This is a genomic window from Desulfocurvus sp. DL1XJH-121 (assembly GCF_054819825.1).
Genome location: NZ_JBTVWW010000231.1, coordinates 1 through 230, shown reverse-complemented (window position 1 = coordinate 230; position 230 = coordinate 1). Strand labels below are relative to the sequence as shown.

General features: G+C 61.7%; 1 protein-coding gene. It reads right to left on the bottom strand.

From position 1 onward, the window contains the following. Window positions 1-92: 92 nt before the first annotated feature. Complete coding sequence (locus ACYYG1_RS17975) at window positions 93-224, bottom strand: potassium-transporting ATPase subunit KdpA (RefSeq protein WP_461211693.1); 132 nt, start codon at window positions 222-224, stop codon at window positions 93-95. Window positions 225-230 lie beyond the last annotated feature (6 nt).

The following is a 230-nucleotide window of genomic DNA, read 5'->3' as shown; positions in this document are numbered from 1 at the left end:
CACCGCATCGATCAGCGCGGTGCGCACCAGGGCCGGTTCAAACAGCGCGCGTTGTTTGCGAGTCATCTCTTATTCTCTCTCTGTGACGTCGGTTAGTTTGCCAACCAAAGTTGCAAATGCTCGGCCACCGGGCCCAGCGCCAGCGCAGGTACGAAGGTCAGCGCGCCCACCAGCAATACGGTGCCGATCAGCAGGCCGATAAACAGCGGCCCATAGGTCGGCAGGGTGCC